Source organism: Paenibacillus sp. JT22N1, from assembly GCF_059692155.1.
This window is the reverse complement of sequence record NZ_JCAUAW010000005.1, coordinates 18120-42781: the sequence shown is the minus strand read 5'-3', so window position 1 is coordinate 42781 and position 24662 is coordinate 18120. Positions and strand designations below refer to the sequence as shown.

General features: G+C 47.1%; 20 protein-coding genes. 5 read left to right on the top strand and 15 right to left on the bottom strand.

Annotation, left to right across the window (positions count from 1 at the left end; all coding sequences use genetic code 11):
• Positions 1 to 73: 73 nt before the first annotated feature.
• The 3 genes from AC58UU_RS11350 (at position 74) to AC58UU_RS11340 (ending at position 4154) form a co-directional block, all read left to right on the top strand.
• Complete coding sequence (locus AC58UU_RS11350) at positions 74 to 2161, top strand: DEAD/DEAH box helicase (protein WP_497315640.1); 2088 nt, start codon at positions 74 to 76, stop codon at positions 2159 to 2161.
• Between the two features lie 157 nt (positions 2162 to 2318).
• Positions 2319 to 2906, top strand: coding sequence for a guanylate kinase (locus AC58UU_RS11345; RefSeq protein WP_497315638.1), 588 nt, complete (start codon positions 2319 to 2321; stop codon positions 2904 to 2906).
• A 99-nt stretch (positions 2907 to 3005) separates the two neighbouring features.
• Positions 3006 to 4154 (top strand): conserved virulence factor C family protein, encoded by a 1149-nt coding sequence (locus AC58UU_RS11340; protein ID WP_497315636.1) that lies wholly within the window; start codon positions 3006 to 3008, stop codon positions 4152 to 4154.
• A 489-nt stretch (positions 4155 to 4643) separates the two neighbouring features.
• Here the strand turns inward: AC58UU_RS11340 and AC58UU_RS11335 are convergent, their stop codons facing one another.
• From AC58UU_RS11335 to AC58UU_RS11325, 3 genes are all read right to left on the bottom strand, one after another.
• Positions 4644 to 5897: a M48 family metallopeptidase gene (locus AC58UU_RS11335; RefSeq protein WP_497315634.1), complete on the bottom strand. Its 1254-nt coding sequence runs from the start codon at positions 5895 to 5897 to the stop codon at positions 4644 to 4646.
• Positions 5894 to 6400, bottom strand: coding sequence for a hypothetical protein (locus tag AC58UU_RS11330; RefSeq protein WP_497315633.1), 507 nt, complete (start codon positions 6398 to 6400; stop codon positions 5894 to 5896). Before AC58UU_RS11330 ends, AC58UU_RS11335 begins: the two co-directional genes overlap by 4 nt.
• Positions 6401 to 6603: 203 nt before the next feature.
• Positions 6604 to 6885 (bottom strand): hypothetical protein, encoded by a 282-nt coding sequence (locus AC58UU_RS11325; RefSeq protein WP_497316267.1) that lies wholly within the window; start codon positions 6883 to 6885, stop codon positions 6604 to 6606.
• On the opposite strand from AC58UU_RS11325, the gene AC58UU_RS11320 reads away from it, so the two are divergent.
• Complete coding sequence (locus tag AC58UU_RS11320; RefSeq protein WP_497316226.1) at positions 6767 to 7489, top strand: C39 family peptidase; 723 nt, start codon at positions 6767 to 6769, stop codon at positions 7487 to 7489. The two genes, AC58UU_RS11325 and AC58UU_RS11320, sit on opposite strands and share 119 nt — an antisense overlap.
• Before the next feature lie 104 nt (positions 7490 to 7593).
• Here the strand turns inward: AC58UU_RS11320 and infC are convergent, their stop codons facing one another.
• Positions 7594 to 8079: a translation initiation factor IF-3 gene (infC, locus tag AC58UU_RS11315; RefSeq protein ID WP_171649492.1), complete on the bottom strand. Its 486-nt coding sequence runs from the start codon at positions 8077 to 8079 to the stop codon at positions 7594 to 7596.
• A gap of 77 nt (positions 8080 to 8156) precedes the next feature.
• On the opposite strand from infC, the gene yxiS reads away from it, so the two are divergent.
• The gene (gene yxiS, locus AC58UU_RS11310) at positions 8157 to 8465 is read left to right on the top strand and encodes a protein YxiS (RefSeq protein ID WP_171649491.1); all 309 of its coding nucleotides are present in this window, start codon (positions 8157 to 8159) and stop codon (positions 8463 to 8465) included.
• Between the two features lie 8 nt (positions 8466 to 8473).
• Here the strand turns inward: yxiS and AC58UU_RS11305 are convergent, their stop codons facing one another.
• From AC58UU_RS11305 to AC58UU_RS11255, 11 genes are all read right to left on the bottom strand, one after another.
• Positions 8474 to 9502 carry an LLM class flavin-dependent oxidoreductase gene (locus tag AC58UU_RS11305; protein WP_497315630.1) on the bottom strand — a complete coding sequence of 343 codons (1029 nt, stop codon included), beginning with the start codon at positions 9500 to 9502 and terminating at the stop codon, positions 8474 to 8476.
• 712 nt (positions 9503 to 10214) lie between these two features.
• The gene (locus AC58UU_RS11300) at positions 10215 to 13346 is read right to left on the bottom strand and encodes an alpha-mannosidase (protein ID WP_497315628.1); all 3132 of its coding nucleotides are present in this window, start codon (positions 13344 to 13346) and stop codon (positions 10215 to 10217) included.
• 24 nt (positions 13347 to 13370) lie between these two features.
• On the bottom strand, positions 13371 to 14126 hold the full coding sequence (locus AC58UU_RS11295) for a sugar phosphate isomerase/epimerase family protein (RefSeq protein ID WP_497315626.1): 756 nt from the start codon (positions 14124 to 14126) through the stop codon (positions 13371 to 13373).
• Entirely contained in the window at positions 14123 to 15064 is a 942-nt protein-coding gene (locus AC58UU_RS11290) for an aldo/keto reductase (protein ID WP_497316224.1), read from the bottom strand. The genes AC58UU_RS11295 and AC58UU_RS11290 overlap by 4 nt, the downstream gene beginning before the upstream one ends.
• Before the next feature lie 56 nt (positions 15065 to 15120).
• Positions 15121 to 18159: a glycoside hydrolase family 2 TIM barrel-domain containing protein gene (locus tag AC58UU_RS11285; RefSeq protein WP_497315625.1), complete on the bottom strand. Its 3039-nt coding sequence runs from the start codon at positions 18157 to 18159 to the stop codon at positions 15121 to 15123.
• Between the two features lie 23 nt (positions 18160 to 18182).
• Complete coding sequence (locus tag AC58UU_RS11280) at positions 18183 to 19463, bottom strand: glycoside hydrolase family 125 protein (protein ID WP_497315623.1); 1281 nt, start codon at positions 19461 to 19463, stop codon at positions 18183 to 18185.
• Entirely contained in the window at positions 19463 to 20830 is a 1368-nt protein-coding gene (locus AC58UU_RS11275) for a family 4 glycosyl hydrolase (RefSeq protein ID WP_497315621.1), read from the bottom strand. The genes AC58UU_RS11280 and AC58UU_RS11275 overlap by 1 nt, the downstream gene beginning before the upstream one ends.
• 2 nt (positions 20831 to 20832) lie before the next feature.
• Positions 20833 to 21786, bottom strand: coding sequence for a carbohydrate kinase family protein (locus AC58UU_RS11270; protein ID WP_497315619.1), 954 nt, complete (start codon positions 21784 to 21786; stop codon positions 20833 to 20835).
• Positions 21787 to 21858: 72 nt separating this feature from the next.
• A complete protein-coding gene (locus AC58UU_RS11265; protein ID WP_497315617.1) occupies positions 21859 to 22878 on the bottom strand; it encodes a LacI family DNA-binding transcriptional regulator in 1020 nt (339 codons plus the stop codon).
• 47 nt (positions 22879 to 22925) lie between these two features.
• Entirely contained in the window at positions 22926 to 23753 is an 828-nt protein-coding gene (locus AC58UU_RS11260) for a carbohydrate ABC transporter permease (RefSeq protein WP_497315616.1), read from the bottom strand.
• Positions 23754 to 23771: 18 nt separating this feature from the next.
• Positions 23772 to 24656, bottom strand: coding sequence for a carbohydrate ABC transporter permease (locus AC58UU_RS11255; protein WP_497315614.1), 885 nt, complete (start codon positions 24654 to 24656; stop codon positions 23772 to 23774).
• Positions 24657 to 24662 lie beyond the last annotated feature (6 nt).

Sequence of the window (24662 nt, the reverse complement as noted above, 5' to 3'; positions counted from 1 at the left end):
TTAACAAGGAGAGACTCTGGTCTACGACCAAAGTCCCTATATTAGCAGGAAAAAGGGAGCTGGCCAATTTACCATGTCAAATGGATTTGCCTCATTAGGTATTAGAGAAAGTCTTGTTCAAGTATTACAATCTGGAGGAGTCGTAGAACCGACCCCCATTCAAAAAGAAGCGATTCCTGTTTTATTAAAAGGTACAGATGTTATCGCACAAGCACAAACAGGTACTGGTAAAACCCTTGCCTTTGTACTTCCTATATTAGAAACAATTGATGTAGAAAGCCCAGATGTTCAAGCACTTATATTGACACCGACACGTGAATTAGCTATTCAAATTAGCAACGAGCTAAAAAACCTTGTCCCTGTTACAGGAGCAAAGGTTTTGGCGGCATATGGCGGGCAAGATGTAGAAAAGCAGCTTAGAAAGCTACAAGGTAACATACATATAGTAGTAGGAACACCGGGAAGATTGCTCGATCACCTTCGCCGCGGTTCTATCAACTTCTATAAATTGAAAATACTTGTATTAGATGAAGCCGATCAAATGCTGCATATGGGCTTCCTTCATGAAGTGAAGGATATCATTGCCCAAACATCCCCTTATCGTCAAACACTTCTCTTCTCTGCAACTATGCCTGAGCAGGTCGTAAACCTATCCAAAGCTTATATGAAAGAAGCTAAGGAAATTAAAATTCAAAGTAAACAAGTGACTTTGACTGAAATTAAACAAGTACTGGTTCCAACGACAGATCGAGACAAACAAGATGCTTTGATAGCAGCTATAAAAGAATATAAGCCATATCTAGCTATGATCTTCTGTCGTACGAAAGCTAAGGCTATAGCGCTCAATGAGGTTTTGCAGGAAATCGGCTTAATGTCGGATGAGCTTCATGGTGATTTGTCTCAAGCGAAGCGCGAACAAGTCATGAAGCGTTTCAGAGACGGGCGAATCGAACTTTTGGTTGCAACGGATATCGCAGCTCGTGGCTTAGATGTTGAAGGCGTCACTCATATTTTCAATTATGATGTCCCGCAAGATGCTGAGAGCTATATTCACCGTATTGGCCGAACTGGCCGTGCTGGGGAATCGGGTGTAGCTGTGACTTTTGCTACACAACGAGATATGCCTACTATTGAATTGATCGAAAAAGGGATTCGGATGTCTTTGAGAAGTCCGGAACAACAGCAAAGACGTGTTCGTTCCAACTCTGAAGAATATGTAGACACAGATGGCAGAGGTTCCGCACGCAGAAGCAGCGGCGGGCAATCACGCGGTGGCCGTAATGAAAGAAACGGCGCAGCTGAACAGCGCGGCGGACGCAGCGGAAGATCCGGCGCTCGCGAAGCTAGCCGTGGTGGTCGAGACAACGTTCAGTATGGAACAAATAGTTCGTCCTCTAGAGGCGATAAATTCGGTTCGCGTACTGCTGCACCTGGAAGTGCACGTACAGGTCCACGTCCTGCGAAGGTCAACTCGGAACGCAATCCGAATACATGGGGACGCGCTGAGAATAAAGACCGCCCTGCAGCAACGAACGCTGGACCAGGTCGCGGTGACAACATGAATGCGGCTAAAGCTCGCGTCACCCGTTCATGGAGTGGCGGAGACGAAGCCGAACGCGCGCCTCGTACAGCAGGTCGCGGTGAAGGTACAGAGCGCAAACGTTCTGCTCCTCATGGCGATAAGTCTTACTCGCCATATAACAAGTATGCCGGCACGGGGCGTGACGACGCTGCAAGTGCGTCACGCACGATTCGCGGCGGCAAAGGCCGTGGCGACAGTCCCGAGCGCGGAGCTCGAGGTGCAGCTGCGCCTCGCGGTGAAGGCTTTGGAGCTCGCGGTGGAGCGCCGCGCGGCGAAGGCTTTGGGGCTCGCGGCGGAGCGCCGCGTGGCGAAGGCTTTGGAGCACGTGGCGGAGCGCCGCGTGGCGACAGACCGAGTGCGCCTCGCGGCGGGCAAGCTGGCGGCGAACGCAGCGGCCAGGCACGCGGACGTGGCGACAGTGCCGAGCGTGGAGCTCGCGGTAGCGCACCTCGCGGTGATAGCTTCGGAGCACGCGGCGGAGCGCCGCGTGGCGACAGATCCAGCTCGCCTCGCGGCGGGCAATCAGGCGGATCCCGCGGCAGTGCACCACGTGGTGGCGGCCGTGGCGGAAAGCGCTAAGAAAAAAAGCGCTTTCCACACAAGGCTTTACCGAATAACCCGAACGTTGTAAAATATAAATACGGCTGCAAGTGATCCTACTTATCAAAAATCGTTTCATACCGTTGCACGCACGTAGGATTTACCCCCCACAATTCCCATTAAGGAGGTATGTTCCATGTACGCATTAAAGGACAAGGAAATGATTTTTGTATTCACCGGTCCTCACGGTGCTGGTCGTAAGACGGTCGCGGAAATGTCAGGCTCTACGCTCGGCATGAAGCAGGTCATCTCTTATACCACTAGACCTCCGAAGGCTACCGAAGAAGATGGTCAAGATTATCACTTTATCTCTCCGGCTGAGTTTGTTAAAGCCCAAGCTGCCGGTGAATTCATTGAGGTTAGTACAGTTAATGACCATTTGTATGGTATCAAAAGTGCAGATATTGAACACATGTTCGAGCTCAGCGGAAGCATTTATTTAATCTTGAATCGCTTTGGCGCCGAAACCCTCAAAAAGATTTACGGAGATCACGTAGTCCTTATCTTCATTCATGCCGGACGGGATAAACTTGAACAACGGATGAAAGAAAGTGGAGATTCTGCAGAAGTCATTTCAAAGTATCTCTCTTATTACGAAGATGAATTAGCTTTCCGTGACCAATGTGATCATGTCTTTGAGAATGTTGATTTAGCTCATACGGTGTTTGATTTAACGAAAACGTTGGATCAGTACTTAAATCGCAATTTAGTTGATTTAGATTAAACGGCAGTAACTGCCTATATCAGGCCTGGACGGAACTTCGTCCGGGTCTTTTCACGTAACAGTTCGCGGCTGCGATGCCTTCATAAAGGAGTTGTCCACTTGAAAATTATATCTATTGAACCTACACCTAGCCCGAATTCGATGAAGCTCAATATGGATGAGTCGCTTCCTACTGGTGAGCGAAAAACCTATACAAAAGAAAACAGCAAGCAAGCACCTGAAAACCTTGGGCAATTGCTGGCTGTCCAAGGCGTGATTAGTGTGTTCCACGCTGCGGATTTCATTGCCGTAGACCGTACCTCTAAGGGGGACTGGCAGTTCATTCTGGCCAGAGCCCGTGAGATTTTCGGCGAAGCGCAGCCATCTGCAGACGGAGGCCTACCTCCGGAGCAGCAGCCTACGGCTGAAGCTGCATTCGGTGAGGCACAAGTCCTCGTGCAGATGTTTCGTGGTATCCCGCTCCAGGTGAGGGTACGCGCTGGCGCTGAGGAAGTGCGCGTAGGAATGCCGGAGCGCTTTACGCAAGCGGCAGTTCGCGCAGGTACGGCATCGCCGAACCTGATAAAGGAGCGGAAGCTCGAGGAGCTCGGCGTACGCTACGGCGAGCTCGGGGACATCGCGGGCGAAGTCGTCCAGGAGCTGGACGCTTCTTACGACGACGCCCGCGTCGAAAGCTTGGTCTCCCTCGCGATGGAGGAGACCTCAGAAACTTCCCCTGCGGAGGAATCCACAGGGGTTGAAGATGCAAGCGCAGCAAGTGCGCAGCTGCGCCATAGCGACTGGAAGCTGCGCTATGCCGCGCTTCAGAAGATCCAGCCGTCGCTTGAGACGCTGCCACTTCTCGTCCATGCCCTGCAGGACGAGAACACGTCGATTCGGCGACTGGCAACCGTATACCTCGGGGATATCAAGGAACCCGAGGTACTGCCCTTCCTGTATCGTGCCCTCGAGGACGATACACCTTCCGTTCGGCGGACCGCAGGCGATACGCTGTCCGACATCGGAGACCCTGCCGCCATTCCGGCCATGGCGAAGGCGCTCAAAGACCGCAATAAGCTAGTCCGCTGGCGTGCGGCGCGCTTCTTGTACGAAGTGGGAGACAACACTGTGCTCAGTGACCTGCACCAGGCAGTAGATGACCCCGAATTCGAGGTGCGCATGCAGGTGAAAATCGCACTCGAGCGCATCGAAGGCGGGCACGCCGCCGAAGGCTCTGTCTGGCAGCAAATGACGCGTAGAAACGAATAGTGTTCGGTGGAAGTTACGCCTTGTTTGGGTGTGCGTGCTTGTAAGGTTAATGCCAAAATAAGCTACATTCACAAGGTTTCTCAACGTGTAAAGTTGAGATTTGTACAACTTCTAGGCAAGCTAATCCGCGTTTTCCGCCCGAATGTTGTAAAAAATACAGCAATTTCAACTAAAGTAGCTCTAAATACCTATACAAAGGCTACATTGTTGTAGAAGATACAACATTCTTAGCTTTCCAAGAAGAAATCAAGGAAATTGTTGGAGCTCTTTACAACTTGCTTTTCTAAATAAGGTCAACCTCGTCGCCCTACCCCTGCTTAGTCTATAAAAAGCACGGAAGGCATCCAGAATTTCTGGATAGCTTCCGTGCTTTTTTCTCCTGCCTTCTTTATACTTACGACTTATCTTCTATCTTTCTACTCGCCCTTCTCTTTCTACTCCTTCTTCTCTTCTAACTCTTTCTACTCTTCATTCGATTCATACTCGTCCCTAACGCTTAGCTTCAAACTGCTCGAAATACAAAATCCGCTCCAAAATCGTTGGATGCGAGCCGCGGAACCACTGAACCAGCTTTGGTTGTGTGACGGGGCTGAGATTTTCTTTGGCAATGTGTTGAAAGGCGCGGATCGCGGCGCTGCCGTCTCCGGTCATTTTCATAGCATAGGCATCAGCTCGATGCTCGATGACTCTCGAGAACGCATTTTGTGCTGGCGCAGAGGCAAAACTCATGATCGTTACTATAAGCAGCAGGATCGGCAGAGCAGCCAAATCGTTTTCCCCTCGTATTCCCCAAATTGAACCCCAACGTCGAATAAACCAACGATAAGCATGAAAGGCAAGCCAGAAACCGATAAAACTAAGTGCGATCCCATAGGCAATCCCTAGATAGATATGCTGCTCGGCGTAATGTCCCATTTCATGAGCCATCACGGTCAAAATTTCATCAGGCTGCAGCTTCTTCAGTATCGTATCCCAAAGAACGATGCGCGCGTTCCCTCCAATGCCATTCACATAGGCATTAATTGTATGAGTCCGCTCAGACATATTGACTTCATATACTTGATCCGCAGGGATGTGTGATTGCGCAGCAAGCTGGAGTATTTGTGCCTTTAGCTCTTGATTTTGAAGCGGTTGAAAATCGTGATACAGCGGGTCCAGCACAACGGGCTGGATGAAAGTGACGAACAAAATAAGCGGAATAGATACCAGCCAGAACCATAGCCACCAACGGTTAGGACTCCATTTTAACACCCCTCTAAAAATCCAGACGATAACTGTCGTACCCAAGACATTAATCAGAAAATCTTTGCCATGATCACTCCAAAACATGGTTAGTGTTTCCGTGGACAACCCATAAGCCTGATCGATTTTGAACAGGAAATAATCAATCGGCAGCAAGAGCACGTCCATAAGTAAGGTAAATAAAAGCACAAAAGAAACCATCTGCAGGAAGGAGGCTCGGAACAATCTCTCTGCTATACCGCGAAACTTTACTGCAATTCCGAGCAGTGCCAGCAGGACCCCCATTTGCAGTGGAGTGCTTAGGAAATAAGCTAGCGACCGTATGCGTGACAAGGACTCGGCCTTTGTAATTTCTTGTGTGGTCATGAACGTATGCGGGTCTGCAATGGTTCCAATTAGTGCATATGGGATGTGGAACAAGTCCCCTTTTAAGAAGTAAACGATCAAGGTTAACGCATATACACCAAAAGCTACGATAAGTCCCATGTAGAAACGCTTCATTTCATACCTCCACGACCAACTTCGTTCAAGTTAATCAATAACCAGTCTGGTGTGAAATCTCTAGACAGGAGCCACACCTGGGTGAAATTTCCATGCGGTAGTACCAAATTACGCTTCCGGCCAAGTATATCGGACATCCCAAACAAAAGGGATAGATTACGAATAAGCAGCATGCAGGGATAATCATGTGAGTAATCTTTAAATTTATGTTCCTTACTTTGAATGCGGTCATTAATGACCTTAATAAACGTATCTATTCCTTCGACACTAGGCTTAGTCAGCTCGGAACGCGATAGCATAAGCCGTGCTTCCTCGGTATCGTAGAACAGATGGGTGACTTCTAACCCTATTCGATTATTCCTGGCATCCTCAAGCAGTGCGTCCGGCTTCTCTTGCTGCTGAACCATACGAAGGGGAACCTCGTTGTTCAAATTGTATAACTCCAGAAAGATATCAATAGCGGCTTGTTCCATCGCCTTTTTCTGATCCTCGTGTTTATTCATAAGTCTCCCTTTATATCCGTTAAACGAGTCTTTGCTCCCATTTTACCCTATTCTATGTGCATATACCTCACAAGTTCATACGCCAAGTTTTATAATTCATAAATTTAAATGGGCAATGAGCGTTCGCTTTAAAAAACCTACGCCCTTGACAATAATCCGTTCTCCTAAACTAGGCTGCAGTATTGTCATTGTATGTGCATTGATTAGATCATTTCCACTTTGCAGAAATAAATGGCCGAATCCTTTATTTGATTTTTGCATTTTCCCATGTTGTAATGAGAAGATAACCCAGATTGGACGTGGGAAATGAAGAAAATGGCTTGTTGCTTTTTAGTGTTATTCAGCATCTTTTGTTTGGCAATCGCTATGCCAACATCTCCTGCCCTGGAGCAGGTATTACCTATATCCGTCACTAAACCACATCTAGATGGTACAGAACAACCAATATCAATATCAATTTCATTACATACCCCTGCACCATCCATTCAACCCAATAAGGAGCATCATTTTCAGTTACAAAATGTTCCTGCCCTATCGCAACTGCCTGAGCTGCCGAACGGATGCGAAGCAGTCGTTGCCACGATGCTGCTAAACTGGGCTGGAGTCCCAGTACCCAAAGAGGAAGTCGCTGATGCACTCCCCTTAGGCGAGTTGCCCTATGTGAATGACGACGGTGCATTTATTGGCAGTAATCCCAAAGATGTATTTGTAGGTAACCCTTATGAGGTAGGTTATGGTATTTATCATAAGCCGATCGCGGACATGCTGGATCAATGGTTACCCGGTCGAGTTACGGATTTGTCTGGTATTGCCTTTGATGATTTGCTCACGATTATTGCCCAAGGAAAACCAGCCATGATCTGGGCAACCGAACATATGGATACACCTTATCTGGAAATGGAATGGCAGGATGAAGAGGGGCAGCTAGTCGAGTGGTATCAACCTGAGCACGCTTTACTCTTAACAGGCTGGGACGACGATTACGCCTATATGAACGATCCTATGACCGGAAAGCAGGAATCCTATGCTTTATCTGATTTCAAAACAGTCTGGGAGCAGATGGGTTCTCAAGCGATTACAGTTAATTAACCGAAAGTCTCTCTTGCTTTGTGTGGCATCTATACACAGCCCAAAGTCTCCAAACAATAAAAAGCATGAACTGCTCGATCTATCCCGAGTAGTCCATGCTTTTTTTATATGGGATCCATTTGCACAGCCGCTTGCTTACCGCTAAGCTGTATGCCTGTGTGCTTACGCCCATGCGAGCTCAAATCTTTGGTCAGCGTCTCAAGCAATTCTTTGGCCTTCGCGCCTTCTTTGCCTGAAATCTTCACAACCAGCAGCACAGCGTCACCGCCTTGCAGAATGCGCTCCGCCTGCTGCCTCTTCGTCTCCAAGTCATGGTCTTCGATGTGAGGTGTTAAGCGGAGCTCCTTGACCTTCGGTGCTTGCTCTCGCTTGCGGGCTTGCTGCTTTTCCTGCAGTGCTTCTTGCTTCGCTTGCCCAGCGCCTATGAGCTTACATGGGGGAGGACTGCTCATGAGCGAGGTGCAGATTAAATCCACTTTCAGCTGTTTCGCTAGCAGCAATGCTTCCTTCGTGGACATAACGCCCAGATCTTCGCCAAGCAGTCCCGTAACATGAACCTCGGATGCTTTAATTTTCTCATTCTTAATCATTGTGATTACACCTAATCTTTCGCTATAATGAACCCATCACCAGGAAGAGGTTGTTTTAAGGAGATGTCTATTCAAATATGAATAATAAACAATTAGAAGAGCAAATGATCGAAAATTACAAACGTGAAGAGCATATGATGATCCTCGTTTTTGCACAATGGTGTATCAACCATGATTTGGATCCTGCTGCGCTTTATCATAGCGCCTATCCCGACCAGCCTAATAACGAATCGCTGCAGCAAGCCCTTGATTTAACGGTTCCTAAAGAAGAAGCCGGTGAAGTCCCTGATGATACTGTACTAGGCGTACTATCTCTATTCGGCAACGAGGAGCTCGCCTTCATCGTCACACAAGAAATCGATAAGCGTCCGAGTAAGAACCGTTAATCGTTTGTTTAAAATGCATGCTGCCTCATCTCAAGTTTAAAAGCTTCTGCCAACAATTCAATCGTCTGCAGTCTCGTTTCAAAACGGTAGCCGCCAGCCACGATCATCACTTCGTCGACTTGGTAGCTTTCGGCTAGGTTCAGCAGTTGCTCCCTTACTTGGTTCGGATCACCAATAATCATACGGGATCGATTGTCCCTTACCCTTGTTTGATCCCAATCTGAGTACACATAGTCAGCCGCTTCTTCGGGCGATTTCACTCCTGTGAATTCGCCTTTTTCCATTTGCAGGATGCGCAAATCAATCGAAGACGCAAGCCCCTCGGCCTCCGCCTGCGTCTCAGCGCACAGCACATAGATGCACACCGTCGCCTGCGGTACGACATTCAGCGCAGACGGTCGGAACGAGCTGCGGTAGCTGCGCACCGCATGCTGTCCTCCCGCTCCGTTGATGAAGTGCGCGAAGCAGAAAGCTGCGCCTGCTTGCGAGGCATACACCCCGCTCTGTCCGGTGGAGCCGAGCAGCCACACCTGGGGCATCGAGTCCACCAAAGGGGTGGCGCGGATGCCCTCGAACACGTGCCCGGGTTCCACCGAGTCGGCGAGGAACCCGAGTAGATCCGTGACTTGCGCTGGGAACCGCTCAAGTCCTTCGAACATATCAGCGCTGATGCCTCGCAGCGCTTTGGCCGTATGCGGCGTGCCTCCGGGCGCACGCCCGATGCCAAGGTCGATGCGCCCTGGATAGAGTGCTTCGAGCATACGGAAATTCTCAGCGACCTTGTAGGGGCTGTAATGAGGCAGCAGTACGCCGCCGGAGCCGAGCCGAATACGACTAGTGCGGGCAGCCAGCGTGGAGAGAAGTACCTCTGGCGAGGAGCCCGCAAGGCCTGCCGAGTTATGATGCTCCGACACCCAGAATCGGGTGTAGCCTAGACGGTCGGCCACCTGAGCCAACCCAATTGTTTGCTGTAACGCCTCGCTATGCGTAAACCCGGATGATACCGGTGACTGATCAAGAATACTTAGCTTCAGCATTGTCATCCCTTCTTTCTGAGTCATCTGCCGATGATCTTGATTATACAACGTCCGACCAACAAAAGAAAAAGGACAAACCCCTAATGGCGTTGTCCCGAATTGTTAAATTTTGATTAATCCATTCCTCTTACTTACTAAAAGTGTATGGTTACAGGGAAATTTTATGCCAACCTTTTTTCCAAACAGCATTTTTCAATACATTTTAATCTTTAATTGAGGGGTATAAAATCGGAATCCGTCGTCATATAGGCTCAGTGAGGTTACTAGATGAAAGAATCCCTATGCTCGGTTGAACGATGTTGTAGAACGTACAACAATTGCTGCCTAAATCTCGCCTTTCTCCCTTCGTTGTTGCATAATGTACAACAATTGGGCCCTATACAGGCCATTACGGAGCAAATGGGTTCAAATTGTTGTACAAACTACAACTTCTACCTGCAAAATGGCTTTTAGGCGTGTGAATTGTTGTAGATATTACAACATTGGGTAACTACGATAGCCCATTAGGAGGATTACCCGAATGAATCCACAGTCTCGAAACTACACCATTGTCTGCCAAAAGCTCCGCATGTCCAAGCATCCACAGCCAACCATGCAATATAGGAGATAAGCGAAGAACCTAGCGGAAAATCACCGCTAGGTCCATTGTTTTGCAACTATATTGAGACGTAGGTGGGAATTTAGGATTAGATTCAGGTTTTCCAACCGTTACTTAAATTTCAAGACTAACAAGAAATGTTTTAATTTCATAAGGCTTAAGCTCAATATTAGTAGCCTCAACGTCTCCAATAGGACGCTCCATCAAATCACATTCCTGCAGGGATCGAACTTTAAAATCGCTCTTAATATCCACATGAGTACGGACTCCAGCAAACTCATGGATACGCAGCACCAGTCTCTCTCCATCCTCTGCTTTCTTGATCGCATCCGCCATCACGTTTGGAGCAGAGAATTCGAACATGGAAAGTGTACCTTGCGTTGGAACGCCGTCGTAACTCGTCAGCGGATTGTTAAGCGCCCATGCTTCCTGTACAGTACCGCCTGCATACCAATCCCCAGCATGTGGGAGAAGAGCATACACAAAGGAATGTTCCCCAAGATCAGCTGTCGGGTCCGGATGAATCGCGGATTTAATTAGCGATAAGCGCATGACGTTATCCTTAATGTCGTAGCCATACTTACAATCATTAAGCAAGCTTACGCCGTATCCTCGTTCAGACAAGTCCGCCCATTGATGCCCGACGGATTCAAAACGCGCCCAATCCCAGCTCGTATTCCAATGCGTCGGACGTTTGACGTTACCGAACTGGATATCGTAAGTAGCCTCCGTAGAACGTACGTCTACCGGGAATGCAACCTTCAGCAGTTGCTGACGTTCCTGCCAGTCGATATGGGTGCTGAAATCAATGCGTCGGCTGCCTGCGTAGACAGTCATCGACTGCGAGATCGTAGACTTCGCAAAGTTCCATTTGAATGCAACAGTTGCTGCTAATGGTCCCTTTTCAACGAGCTCAACAGATACGAGATCGGTAATTTCGCGCATTTTTTCTTGGTAGAAAATATCGATATCCCAAGCGTCGAAATCAATCGGCTTATCTTCAAACACCTGCAGAACGTTGCCTCGCGAGCTTGCGGCAAGCACGTTCCGGCGATTATCTAGGTCGAATACGCGAACCAATTGACCGGATTCGTTCCATTCAATTTCATAATGAGGTGTTTTCAGCGAGCGTCCTTCCAGTTGGAAAGGAATCTCGTCAGCAGCAGTTGATTGAGATTGATCATTAAAGTGAATCGTCGTCATACCTAATGATGGCATCTTAGGTGCGTCGATGAGCCAGCGACCATCCGTGTATTGCGATTTCAATTGATTGCCTTCCCGATCAGTCCAAACGCTGCCAATTGCAGCTTTTTCCCCAGGGATTACAACAAGATCGCTGCGTTCCCATGAAGCGCTATTCAGAACCGTAACCGCACCTTTTTCTTGCTGTGTTCCAATTCGTGCTGCAGCTTCATTCCACGCGGCTGTCCCTATAGACATAGCTTCCGCATACTCCTCACGACTGTCCTCGTAGACTTCAGTAATCGAAGAACCAGGAATAATATCATGGAACTGATTGCGTAAAATGATAGTCCAACCCTTGTTAAGCATTTCCTGTGGATAAACGCTCCAATCGGATTTCAACAAAGCGGCCAAAGCGTTGACATATTCCGTTTCACGATATAGAAGCTCCAGCTTACGATTCATTCGTTTGATATAGGCCTGGCTTGTATAAGTCCCGCGATGGTATTCAAGATACAGCTCACCGTCCCATGTATGCACATAACGATCGGTTGCTTCAACAGTTTCATGTAACCGCTCGAAGTATTCGTCTGCACGCCCTGTTTTCACTTGTGGCAGGCCAGGCATGTCTTCCAAACGACGGCGCATCTCCAGCATCTCTCGATTGACGCCTCCGCCGCCATCCCCATAACCGTAAGAAAGCAAAAGCTCTTGATTCACTTCTTTATCTCGGTAGGCATCCCAAGTACCTTTGACTGTCATCGGCGTTACCTCGCCGTTGTACGTATAGAAGAATGAGTTAGCTTCTTCCCAATCGCCAGGTGTGGTAATGAAATGCGTCAACACTTCGGTGCCATCAATTCCCCGCCATTTGAAGGTATCGTGAGGCATACGATTGAACTGGTTCCAGCTGATTTTGGTCGTCATGAACGTATCGAAACCGGATTTCCGCAAAATTTGCGGCAAAGCCCAGCTGTACCCGAATACGTCGGGAAGCCATAAATAGGTGCTTTCCACTCCGAACTCTTCTCGTATAAATCGGGTTCCGTGTAAAAATTGTCTCACCAGCGATTCCCCGGAGGTTAGGTTGCAATCCGCTTCCAGCCACATGCCTCCGCCAACTTCCCAGCGCCCTTCACGTACACGCTCAAGAATTTGCTCGTAAATATCAGGATAATCTTGCTTGATATAGGCGTATAGTTGAGGCTGCGTCTGCAAAAACACATAGTCAGGGAATCGTTCCATTAAGCGCAGTACTGTTGAGAATGAGCGCGCACATTTCTCCCGAGTATGCTTAAGTCTCCACAACCAAGCCACATCAATATGGGTATGCCCAATACAAGTAACCGTAACGGGATGCTTCTTCTCCATCTGATTTAATTCCTCAAGCAGCAGCTCACGGGAACTATACACGGATTCATAGTAGGCGTCCGAGAGCGGATTCGACCAATCAACTAGCTTAAAAGAACGATCGAGCGCTTTAACTAACTGAGTACGTTCAGGATGGTTAGCATCCAGACTGCGGATTGTTTCCATCACAGCGCGTCCTGTGTAGTAGAAATCGTCAACCCGCTCATCCAGCCAGCAGATTTCAGCGCGATTTACCGTATGCTTCTTCTCGCGCGGTTTCCCGCCTCCTTCGAGTCCTGACCACAGGCGGATATCCATCCGCCCCTTCGTACCTGCCGCTTCTTCCGGCAAAAATACTTCTTGATGGTTCGAATCTACGCCCTGAAAAGGGGAACCGTTCCAAAATAATAAGGATTCGAAACCGTCATTGTTGCCTCCGCCCGTTTCACCGAAATCGAAGCGCCCCAAAATGGTTTTGTCTGCCCATTCCTTTGGAATATCAATCGTGCGCGATAGCCACACGTAGCGATCGCGCCCTTTCCAAGTCTCACCAGTCTTCAGTTCAAACGTAGGCTGCGTGACTGGCGGCCTTGCTCCAATCGTTCCTTCCTCGTCTTCCGTAGCTGAAAATCGCTCCAAAGGTACCGCATCGCGATACCGGGTTTCGCTTAATTCGCGCAGTCTCGCTTCCAGCTTGGATTCTGTAAAAAACATATCGAATCTCTCCTCCTATCGATTTCAGTGAATCAATTTCTCTAGCTTGAGCAAATTGGAATAACTTAACGCCAAACTATCCATCGGGTTTCCCGGGCAATAATCTTGCTCAACAGCGAACCATTCTACCCCATTTTGCAATCCCCACTTCAGGATAGGCGCGAAATCAATCAATCCAGTTCCGATTTCAGCGAAATATTTTCTTTCGTCTGCAGTAATATCCTTCAAATGGAGGATCGGCATACGAAAAGCATAATTTTGGATGAAGGATAGCGGATCATGATCCGCTTTTTTTACCCAGTAGGTGTCTATCTCCGCATAAATAGCCGGATCTTCAAGCAAATATTCCAACGCAAATTTACCGTCGATTGTCGTATGAAATTCAAAATCGTGATTATGATACCCTACGCGGTATCCCATGCCGCTGACTTTGGATGCTGCCTGCAACAAATCTTTACGCACGCTAGTATATCCTTCTGGATTCTGCAGCCCATCGGGGAGCGAGTGGCAGATCAGATCTTTCGTATCGAAAAGGCGAGCCTCCTCCAATACGGCGTCCATATCGTTCTTCAACCGCTCCAAACCGACATGCATGCCAGCCGTTTGCAAGCCGATTTCATTCATTACCGCAGCAATATCTTTAGCGGGGTTTCCATGCAGTCCATCGATTTGGACAGCTGCCCATCCCATCTTTTTCAGCTCTCTTAGTACGCTTGGGAAATCTTTTTTCAATTCGTTTCTCAAGGTATACAATTGCGCAGCTAATTTATGTTTGATCATTCTGCAATCTCCTCCCTTTTCAAATCCAACCATTCAACCTCTTGCTCAGTTAAGGGCAGATTCATAGCTTGTATGGAGGAATCCAACTCCTCGGGATTTCGAGGCCCAATGATTGCACATGTCGGGAATGACTGATTAAGAACGTATGATAAGGCAATTTGAATCGGTGTAACTTGTTTCTCTTCTGCCAGCTTTGCGGCACGACGATAACGTTCCCAGTTGTTTTCGCTGTAGTACACGCGTACCATTTCCTCATCCGCACGATTATCTGGTGTGAAATTTCCTGAGAAAAATCCGCCAGCTTGGGCGGACCATGCCAATAATGGCAGCTGATTGACCGAATGCCAACCGCAGGTTTCCTCATCTGCCGAAACGCAGCCTTCCCAGCGGGGTACGTTCGGCTTAGCAAGACTAAGATTCGGACTACTGAATGAAAAACCTGTGAGTTTATGGGCAGCCGCGTACTCATTCGCTTCCTGGATTCGCTTATGCGACCAGTTAGATGCTCCAATTGCCCGGATTCGCTTGGCCTCAAGGTGTGCATTCAGCTCTTCGATGATCGGTCCGACCGCAACGTCCGGATCGTCCCGGTGCAGCGCATATAGATCGACATACTCCGTTCCTAGCCTTTCCAGACTCTCCGTTAAATCCTTGCGGATCGCTTCCGGATTTACCCGTGGACCCGGACTGCCGTCATCATGATGAGCACCCTTCGTTAGAATGACCACATTCTCTCGGTTTTTCTGCTCCGCGAGCCATTGGCCGAGAACCAATTCTTTCCCCCGATATTGATGAGCAGTATCGAAGGCATTGCCGCCAGCGCGAATGTAAGCATCCAGCATCATCCGTTCTGGCTCTTCCAATTTTCTCAAATCTCCCGTTCCCATGAACAACCGGGAAATGGGTTTATCTACGCCCTTGATATACATATATCTCATCATGAATCCTCCTTCAAACATTTGACCGACCAATCAAAGTGAGTACGGCTGCCGTTCTATTCATCCTCTTTAAACACCGGCAGCAAACGGAGTTCAAACGCGAATTCTTTTTCGTTAAGACGGTATGACTCAAGAAGCTCCGGTCCACAAGAATTGGATCCAACCCCACTCATCTTGTAATCCAGATGGACGATCGTTTCTTTCCTTTTCGCAAGCTCGTAGTTATGAGCCGCTCTTGTCAAATCCTCTGGGGTAAAATGGCCCACATTCAAGGAGAAGTCCTCTGGAGAGGAAAACTTGATCCCCATCCCCTGCTCATTGGAAACAATAGCCCACTCTGTTCCATACCTGGACCCATTTTCCTGAGGCATGATGTAATCTTCAAACATCTCATCGACGGTCATCAGGTATCTGCCTTTTTTCACGCTTTGACGCTTGTCAATATAGCTCTCATGCGGTCCGAAGCCTAAGTATTCCACTTCCTCCATACCTTGAGGCATCGTAAGCTGAAGGCCAAAACGCGGAAGATAGACCTGCTTTTCCCCCACTTTTACTTGCAGCTTGACTGAAATCTCGCCAGTTCCATCTACTCTCCATATCGCTTCTCCATGAAGGATGGTAAACCGGCTATCACCGCCGAGGGAGAAATCGCTCTTGATTTCAACAGATGTACCGTCAATTTCCGTCCATTCACAGCTGTAGGTTTTCATTGCTGTCCGATCATAACCGGCGTTCATCCATCTTTCCTTCACATGCATGTCATTATCCGTTGGAGCGCGCCAAATAGTGAGCTGGGCCGGAGCCTGGAGCATATTCACTCCCTGCTTGGAAATCTTCTGTATCGTTCCGTTGTACAAGTCAAAGGAATGACAGAAATCAAAGCCTTCGATAGTCAGGATATCTCCCTCCTGATAAGCTTGAAGAGGAGGAATCTGCCACTGGCTATCGCCTGATTCTTTCACCTGCTGCACAGGTAATACAAACTGTTCAAATGTGATTTCGTAGCCGACTTCCGCCCAAATCGTCTGTTCCTTCAACCAACAGGATAAGGTCAGCAGATAGGTTCCCGTTGATGTTTCCGGCAAATCATAAGGAATTGTCACCATTTGATGACCATGCGGTGCGGCTTCAATAGACCCAAGTTGTCCCTGTTGGACAACCAAACCATCCATCTCCACTTTCCAGTGAAATCCCAAATGAGATAAATCGATGAAGTCATAAAGGTTCGTCACCTTGATCGTACCTTTTCGCAAATCTTGCGCTTCGATGCGAATCGGCGCGATCACCTTCTTGAGTTCAAGCAACCCTGTATGTGGTTTCCTATCCGGCGTAATCAGACCATCGATACAGAAATTCCCGTCGTTAGGCTTATCTCCAAAATCGCCCCCATAAGCAAAGAAAGGCGTACCGTCTTTCGTCTCCGTCTTGATGCCATGGTCGCACCACTCCCACACACAGCCGCCCATGAGCTTCGGATATTTGTAAATGGCATCCCAGTAATCCTTCAAATCGCCTGGCCCATTCCCCATAGCATGGCTATATTCGCATAGGAACAGCGGCTTCTTTTGTTTCTCGTCCCGAGCATACGCTTCAATTTCTTGCACGGAAGCATACATTCGGCTTAGCATATCGAGACTCTCCACGTCGGGATTAGCTTGACTCGAAGCAGCACCTTCATAATGAACCGGTATGGATGCATCACGCGATTTTGTCCATTCAGCCATCGCGATATGGTTAACATCGTAACCAGACTCGTTGCCCATGGACCACATCACGATCGATGGATGATTTTTATCACGTTCTACCATACGAATAGCCCGATCTAGAAACGAAGCTTTCCATTCAGGTTTCTGAGAAAGCAGATGAATATTCGTATCATCCCATTCCTCGCTGGCCGTCCCCATTCCATGGCATTCCAAGTCAGCTTCATCAATAACATAGAAACCGTACTCGTCGCACAGATCCATAAATCGGGAATCGTTCGGATAATGCGAGGTTCGGATCGTGTTGATATTATGCTTCTTCATCAGAATGAGGTCTTTGATCATATGATTCAGCGGAATCGTTTGTCCTAGCTCAGGATGGGAATCGTGGCGATTAACGCCCTTTAGCTTAACCGCCTGTCCATTGATCTGGAAAACGCCGTCCGTAATTGTAATTTGCCGGAACCCGACTGGAAATTGAAGCACCTCATTACCACAATGAACATAGAGTTGGTACAGATTCGGTTTCTCGGCATTCCACAAGACCGGATTCGTCACCTCGAAGCGGAGCGTGCCTTTTCCGTCGACTGCAGCTTCGTCGGTACCCACGATGTTACCTTCAGCATCCTTTAATTCAGCTCGGACCGCAACCTGACCTGTCGTCTCCAGTTCTGTCAACAGAGTAACCTTCCGGAAACCGTCTTCGAACGTTTGTTTATTGAACACATCTCGAACATGGACAGAATCGCGTGCAAGCAAATACACATCCCGGAAGATTCCGGTATACCGCCACGCATCTTGGTCTTCCAGATAAGAACCGTCGCACCATTTCAACACCATGACGGCAATACGGTTTTTCCCTTCGCGGAGCAAGGAAGATACGTTGAATTCCGCAGGTACCCGGCTGCCTTGGCTGTAACCGGCGAATTTGCCGTTTACCCAAAGATAAAAGCACGAGTTAACCCCTTCAAACACGATATATTTGTCCTTTTTGTCCCAGTGACCCGAAACGTTGAATTCTCTCACATATAGTCCGGCTGGGTTGTTATCCGGTACATAAGGGGGATCGCAAGGAAAAGGATAATTGATATTGGTGTATTGAAGCTGATCATAGCCATTGACCTGCCAGCAAGACGGAACGATTAATTCATCCCAAGTGCTGACATTGGCCGATTCCTCGTAGAAAGCTTCTTCTACCTCCCTAACACTGCGATGATATTGAAACTTCCAACTTCCGTTCAATGTCTGATAAAAAGGGGAACGAGCGCGTTTTCTGGATTTCGCCGATCCCTCATCTCCATAAGGGATGTAATGGGCCCTAGGAGTCTCCCTGTTCACCTGCAAAACATTTAAGTCTTCCCAATATCGATTGATGTGAATCAATGTGACCACTCTCTCCCTCGTAAAGACATCTATTAATTAAAGTGACCCTTTACCAGCAAACGGTGGATCAACTCGCCGAATAAGCTATTCGCCCAAGCAAACCATGGACGCGTAAAATCGGACGGCGAATTCGGATCGAACCCTTCATGCATGTACCCCGTATCCGCATCCGTTCGCAGTAACATCTCCAGAAGCTCTTTTACTTCGGTTTCATCCTCCGAGGTAAGGGCCTGCATCGCCAGACTGATCGGCCAAATGTAGCCCGCAGGCGTATGTGGGCTTCCGATCCCCTTCGCATATTTCCCATCAAAGTAATATGGATTGTCACTGCTTAGCACAAATCTACGCGTATTCTGATAGACTGGATCGTCAGAGGTCGTGTAACCCAAATAAGGAATCGACAGCAAACTGGGAACATTGGCGTCATCCATCAGGTTGTAATTGCCGAATCCGTCTGTTTCATATGCATAGATCTTTCCATACTTAGGATGAAGATAAGTGCCGTAGGTTTGAATGCCAAAGTCTATCTCTTCTCGAAGCTCCGCCGCAAGCTGTACACATTCCTGATCGTCCCATACAAGCTGGGCAATTTCCTCGATGTATCGAAGCACCACGACCGCAAACATATTGGCGGGAATCAAATAACCGAACGTACAAGCATCGTCGCTTGGACGAAATCCAGACCAAGTCATCCCTGTATAATTTACGGGCATTCCCATCCGATTATTACGAAGTGTATCACTTGGCGGACAATCTACACGGGCGAACCGGTATGGAGATTGTTCAGCATGTCTTTGTTCGGTTTTCCATAGCGAGATAATAGTGTGAACCGCTGACCGGAAGGAATCATCGAACATATCCGTCCGTCCGGTCGCCTTCCAAAACAAGTAAGACAGTTGGATCGGGTAACAGAGCGAATCAATTTCGTATTTGCGTTCCCAAATCCACGGATTCAGCTCGGTCAGATCCTGATCGTACCGGTTATCATTCGCTTCCTCATTGAAAGCATTGGCATAAGGGTCGATATGAATATAAGCGATTTGCCTGCGAATCAAGCCAGCCACTATTTCCTGCAGTTCTTTGTCTCCGGCTGTGAGCGGTATATAGTGCCTCACCTGCGCACTGGAATCCCTTAACCACATCGCCGGGATATCCCCGGTGAATACAAATGCGGTATTGTCGTTCATTATTTTGGTTGTCGTTTCAAGCGTATTCGGATAGCAGTTCTTGAACATGGCGAGCAGTTTCGGGTGCCCAGCAAGTTTAAGCTCCGCTTCTTCAAGCAAGGAAGTGACAGAATTAGGCAAGGTCATTATTTCCATTCCCCCAGAATATCCTTATAGGCTTCCAAATAATCATCGACAAGCAGCTTAGCAATGGAATAGGAATTGACAAGTGGATGAACGGTGAGTGCCTGGATGGCTAGATCACGCGATTTATGTTTGACAGCCTCAACGGTCAGACGCTCAAACAGCTTCACATTTTTCATCAGCAAGCTCATTTCCTCCGGCACGGAACCGATCTGAACTGGCTTGGCCCCGTCTTTCGTAATAACGCAAGAAATTTCAACGACGTCATCATCCGCGAAACCTTCGATACTGCCTTCATTCGGTACAGATAAAACGATATTATTGGTCTCACCCGTTTGCAGCGACTCCACAAAATCCAGCATGACACCTGCATAGCCAAGTGAGTTAGGCAGCTCCAGCTTATCTGTCGGTAGAACAGGCTTCGATTCCGAGTTGGTTTCAATCGCCATATAAGAAGCTTCCCTTTTTTGCGTATAGTACAAATAGGTTTGAATAGCTTCATCCGGGTTGCTTTCAATATCCATCTTACGTAAGATATCCAACATTTCCTTATTATTCTCAGCGATCATCTGGCCGCGCGTCATTCCTGATTTGACAATATTGGCGAAGGCCTTTTCGCGGTGGTAATAGTAGTACAAATATTCATTCGGCAGAAAAGGAAGTGATTTCAGCAAATCGGTGTCGAACATTTTGAATTCATCCACCCGACTTGTAAAATCCGGATTATTCTTAAGCTCCGACATAATGTCTTTGCCTTGGTAAATCACTTTGGTCATCCATGACAAATGATTAAGTCCGAAAAATTCAACTTCAAGCTCCTTCGGATCGAGCTCTAGCGCTTCCGCCATTCGCAGCTTCGTATGGCTTGGCGAATCGCAGATGCCGATCACCCGATCGTAACCCGCATTTCGCAATGCTTGCGTAACGAGTCCAGACGGGTTTGAGAAGTTAAAGATCCAAGCCTGGGGTGCAAGCTCTTTGGCAATCTCGCAATATTCCATGAGAACTGGAATCGTACGAATCGCCATCGAGAAACCGGCTGGGCCAGTGGTTTCTTGACCGATCACGCCATGCTTTAGAGCGATCTGCTCATCTACATACCGTGACCATTCCTTACCTACACGTACCGTAGTTACAATGTAGTCCGCACCCTTAATCGCTACGCGGCTATCTGTTGTCGTCTCCAGCTGAAGGTTAATTCCGCTGCGGTCGATTACGATTTGGCATAATTTCGAAATAACAGTAAGCTGCTCCGCATCCGTATCATGAAGAACAAGCTTAGTAATCCCGGCATCTTCGGCTTTTAACGTTAAGCTTTTTGTAAATAACACGGCGCGAACCCCGCCGCCTCCGATTAAGGTCAATTTCATAATTACGCCTCCATACGTTCTTTGATGTGATCTCCGAATTGAAGGATAAAGGCCTCAAGCCCATCCTTGTCCGGTGTACCCGTGCTGCCGCCGTGAGCTCCGACAGATAGTGCTCCGCAAACATTTCCGTACTGCAAGCATGTTTCCACATTTTGCCCCGTCAAATGTCCATAGATATAGCCAGCGTTAAATGAATCCCCTGCGCCAGTTGTATCTACAGTCTCGGCAGGAAATGCCGAATGGTACGTTATCTGGCCTTCCTTCATGGCTACGGCCCCTTTTGGACCGAGTTTAACCACAAGATGATTGGAATAGTTCGCCATAAAGCGTAAGCTTTCTTCTATATGATCGAAGCCTGTGTAATGAAAAGCTTCCGTTTCGTTCATTAGAAACACATCAAAATAAGCCATTAAATCGAAAACACCCTTAAACCACTCGCCGGAATCATCCCAGCCTACATCGCAAGAAAGGGTTAGCCCCATCTCCTTCAGTGTTTTGGCCATCGCTATGAATTCCTCGTGGTTACGTCTTCCTCTATATCCCGTCACGTGGACATGTTTCCCTTGAGCGATTTGTGACAAGTCCAAATCCCTTATTTGAAGCTCCATATTGGATCCCCCATAAGTGATAAAAGACCGATCCGTTTCGGGATTAATCGCGATCGTGAGACCGGTGTTACTCGTTGTACTCGTTTTAATCAAGCTGGTATCGATTCCATATTGGCCAAACTGCTCTCGAACATAATGGCCATAGCCATCATCTCCCAGAACACCGTTAAAAGCCACATGAAGCCCGAGCTTAGCGAGTGAAATCGAGAACAATGCCGCCCCCCCGCCAACATGCATCGTCATATTATCAACGAAAATCTCCTGCCCTGGCTGAGGAATTTGATTAAGTCCTGCCACAACGAGATCTATATTGGCGTCACCGATGACCACCACATCAAATTTTTTCAATATACTCTCCCTCTCTCAATCCAGATAAATATTTATGCTTTTACGCTTCTCTATATCTATGTTTTTCTATGCTTATTTGTCTTCACGATAAGGCCCACAGCTATTACGGACAACTAGCTTATGTTTTAAAATGATATCTTCCTTCGGCGTTTCCGCATCCCCTGAAATCAAATCAAGCAGCGTTTCCACCGTAACTTTCCCCATATCCTGAATAGGCTGCTCCATCGAGGATAACTGTGGACGAACCAACTCCGTCAACTGGCTTCCATCGAATCCAATAATCGAAATGTCTTCCGGAACTTTCAACTGATGGTCATGAATGCAATTCATAGCACCTACAGCCATATCGTCACTCACTGCAAATATAGCAGTTGGATGGGTACCGCAAGCCAGAATCTCTTTCATGAGATTATATCCGCTTTGTATTTTATAATCACCGAACCGAATGTACTCATCTACGATTGGGATGTTGCGCTCGGATAGAGCACCTCGGTAACCGATATATCGGTTTTGACCAGAAGTTACGTCTCTCATATCGCCACCAATAAAGCCAATTCGTTCATGTCCAAGCTCTATCAAATAATTGGTTGCATCGAAGGCTGCCGCGTAATCATCAATGATCACAGAAAGGAACGTTTGATCCGATGGTCTTACACTTGAGAAAATAATCGGAATATCCAGCTTATTCAAAAATGCCCGGATTTCATCATTCAATTTCTCATGCATAATGATAATGCCGTCTACACGCATTTCATTAAATACATTTAAATATTTAAACTCTTTATCGATATCCTCAATAATGTTACACACCAGAAGATTGTAATCATTAAGGCTCGCTGTTTCTTCAATACTGCTTAGAATAGTGGAGTAAAAGCTTGACGTAAGGTCTGGGACAATGACACCGATAAGGTTCGTCTTTTTCCGTACCAGACTCCTTGCGATATGACTAGGCGCGTACCCGAGCTCGTCAATAGCTCTCTTCACCCTAGCTTTTAGATCGTCCTTTACATACTTCTCTCCATTAAGCACCCGCGAAACCGTAGTCACGGAAACGCCTGCTTGTTTGGCGACATCCTTAATCTTCGGAGCCAACCTTGTCACCCTACCTTCTGAAAACTAGTTCTCTTCCAATGTATGTCTTAGCTTTTAACTGCACCTTCCGTGATCCCCGCGATGAATTGTCTGCTCACAATGAGGAAGAAGACAATCAATGGAAGGGTAGCCATAAGAGCTCCAGTCATGACCATGGAATAGTCTGCTGTATGAGCCGATTTTAATTGTTGTAAAGCCAACATTAATGTGAATTTGGATGTGTCCGTCAATACGATCAAAGGCCACAAATAATCTTCCCACACGCCCATAAACGTCGTGATAGCGAGAAAGGCAAGCGCAGGTCTTAAAATCGGCAAAGCAACATGCCAATAAAGTCCAAATTTATTACAGCCATCGATTCTCGCAGCCTCGAGCAAATCATCATGGATCGCTAACGCATATTGTCTGATCCAAAAAATCCCGAATGCACTTGCCATGCCCGGGATAATCAAGGCCTTATAACTTCCCAGCCACCCGAACTCCTTAATGATGATGAATTGCGGAACAAGCAGCATTTGCGCAGGAATCATCATCGTGGCCATCATGGCAAAAAAGAGCAATTTAGAACCCGGAAACTTAAATTTGGCAAATGCAAATCCAGTCAATGAATTGAAAAACAACTGAAGCGCGCAGCTAATCAATGCAATGAAAACCGTGTTGAAGAATGCACGAATAAAATTGCTTTTCTCCAATACATGATGAAAATTATTCATAAAATTAGTTCCGAACGTTAACTTCGGAGGAAAAGCAAACATCGCGCTTGTCTCATTTGTAGACATGACGATAAGCCAGTAAAACGGGAATATGGAGATCGCGACACCGATCATCAAAAAAGTATTTACGATTATTTTTTTGGTCAACACTTCAACAGTCATCTTGTATTCTCCTTTTTATCAATCATCCGATCTGTTGAAAAATTTCCAATTGAGGACGGATAATAAGCCGATGATGATGAATAACACCCATGATACCGCAGCTGCATAACCATAATTCTGATAATTAAAACCTTCCCGGAACATATAGAGAACGATCGTATCGGTACCCGGGTATGGCGGTTGATTTCCAGCTAATACTTGAGGTTCCGTGAAAATTTGAAACCCGCCGATTGTCGACATCATCACAGAGAACAAGATGATAGGTCTGAGCATTGGTATCGTAATTTTAGTGAAAGTTTGAAATAAGGTAGCGCCGTCCAGCTCAGCTGCTTCATATAGATCTTTTGGAATCCTTTGCAAGCCCGATAAATAGATGACGGCGTTATACCCCATATATCTCCAAGAAATCATGGATGCAATTACAACTCTTGCTCCAAATTCAGAATTTAACCATGCTATCTTATGAAGGCCGATTTTTTCCATCAAATAGTTAATTAGCCCGTACTCGTTGCCGAACAAAGACTGAAAGATAATGACGACAGCCACCATAGCTGTTACATTCGGTAGAAAATAGGCAATTCTGTAAAAACCCTTGAATCTTACGATGGATAAATTGATGATATAGGCGACAACCAACGCACACAGAAGCTGCGGGGCGTTCCCTAATATCCAAAGCGCGATATTGTTGACTAACACTTTCCAAAAAGTCGGATCATGGAGCATATAATCAAAATTCTTGAATCCAACATATTTCATTTCTCCAATCCCATCCCATTTATGTACGGCTAAGTACATCGAGAACAAAATGGGAAATACCGAAAAGATCAGGAACAAAATATAAAATGGAGAAATAAAAAGATACAGTGTTCTGCTCTTATAAATTTCTTTAAAAAGACCTCCCATGCTATT

Excerpts from the sequence above, each read along its gene's own strand:
- AC58UU_RS11295 (WP_497315626.1), bottom strand. The coding sequence starts at position 14,126 with ATGATCAAACATAAATTAGCTGCGCAATTGTATACCTTGAGAAACGAA.
- AC58UU_RS11255 (WP_497315614.1), bottom strand. The coding sequence starts at position 24,656 with ATGGGAGGTCTTTTTAAAGAAATTTATAAGAGCAGAACACTGTATCTT.
- AC58UU_RS11350 (WP_497315640.1), top strand. The coding sequence starts at position 74 with ATGTCAAATGGATTTGCCTCATTAGGTATTAGAGAAAGTCTTGTTCAA.
- AC58UU_RS11320 (WP_497316226.1), top strand. The coding sequence starts at position 6,767 with ATGCCAACATCTCCTGCCCTGGAGCAGGTATTACCTATATCCGTCACT.
- AC58UU_RS11325 (WP_497316267.1), bottom strand. The coding sequence starts at position 6,885 with ATGGATGGTGCAGGGGTATGTAATGAAATTGATATTGATATTGGTTGT.
- AC58UU_RS11305 (WP_497315630.1), bottom strand. The coding sequence starts at position 9,502 with ATGCTGAAGCTAAGTATTCTTGATCAGTCACCGGTATCATCCGGGTTT.
- AC58UU_RS11275 (WP_497315621.1), bottom strand. The coding sequence starts at position 20,830 with ATGAAATTGACCTTAATCGGAGGCGGCGGGGTTCGCGCCGTGTTATTT.
- AC58UU_RS11300 (WP_497315628.1), bottom strand. The coding sequence starts at position 13,346 with ATGTTTTTTACAGAATCCAAGCTGGAAGCGAGACTGCGCGAATTAAGC.
- AC58UU_RS11290 (WP_497316224.1), bottom strand. The coding sequence starts at position 15,064 with ATGAGATATATGTATATCAAGGGCGTAGATAAACCCATTTCCCGGTTG.
- AC58UU_RS11330 (WP_497315633.1), bottom strand. The coding sequence starts at position 6,400 with ATGAATAAACACGAGGATCAGAAAAAGGCGATGGAACAAGCCGCTATT.
- AC58UU_RS11280 (WP_497315623.1), bottom strand. The coding sequence starts at position 19,463 with ATGACCTTGCCTAATTCTGTCACTTCCTTGCTTGAAGAAGCGGAGCTT.
- AC58UU_RS11260 (WP_497315616.1), bottom strand. The coding sequence starts at position 23,753 with ATGACTGTTGAAGTGTTGACCAAAAAAATAATCGTAAATACTTTTTTG.
- infC (WP_171649492.1), bottom strand. The coding sequence starts at position 8,079 with ATGATTAAGAATGAGAAAATTAAAGCATCCGAGGTTCATGTTACGGGA.
- AC58UU_RS11345 (WP_497315638.1), top strand. The coding sequence starts at position 2,319 with ATGTACGCATTAAAGGACAAGGAAATGATTTTTGTATTCACCGGTCCT.
- AC58UU_RS11335 (WP_497315634.1), bottom strand. The coding sequence starts at position 5,897 with ATGAAGCGTTTCTACATGGGACTTATCGTAGCTTTTGGTGTATATGCG.
- yxiS (WP_171649491.1), top strand. The coding sequence starts at position 8,157 with ATGAATAATAAACAATTAGAAGAGCAAATGATCGAAAATTACAAACGT.